Genomic DNA, 539 nt, shown 5'->3' on the forward strand with positions numbered 1-539 from the left:
TGATGATGGAAATAAATCCAGGACGAGTCCACCAACAAAAAGTACGACGGATACCCATCATGCTTACCCTGTAACCGCCCCTTGCGCGTGCACCAATTCAGCGTCACCGTCATGTTGTAGTCAATGCGAAGATTTTCCAGAACCGTGGCCGCGGGAAGACCCGCATGCGGAGCGAGAATCTTGGCTAAGACGGCAGCGGCGGCAAAGTATGCCGATATGGCCGTACCCGTAAAAGTAACCGTGCAAACTGGTGGATGGCCACCGGGAACAGCTCTCAGTATCCCAAGCCCTCGCACGGGTATTGGCCATGCCGTAACGCCTATAACTGGGTCGTCATCGATAATCTTGCATTTGTCATCCAGCTCAACATAATGGCGTGTTTTCATACCCGGCTCTGGATCGGGAAGCAAAATTTCTGTTGTAAGCACCAGGCCCACTGTCGCAAGCCCCAGAATGTCCACAGCCCCAACTGGTGTGTTTCGACTGAACGCATAATCTGCGAGGTCGGCGCGCGCTTTTCTCCGCAACTTCACCACCGG

Annotated in this window: 1 protein-coding gene; it reads right to left on the bottom strand. The window is 54.0% G+C overall.

Features of this window, described 5'->3' with window-relative positions:
- The coding region (locus tag G4L39_RS05830) for a hypothetical protein (RefSeq protein WP_165106645.1) at window positions 1–461 on the bottom strand (461 nt) is incomplete at its 3' end.
- Window positions 462–539: the final 78 nt, after the last annotated feature.

Source organism: Limisphaera ngatamarikiensis (assembly GCF_011044775.1).
Lineage (GTDB): Bacteria > Verrucomicrobiota > Verrucomicrobiia > Limisphaerales > Limisphaeraceae > Limisphaera > Limisphaera ngatamarikiensis.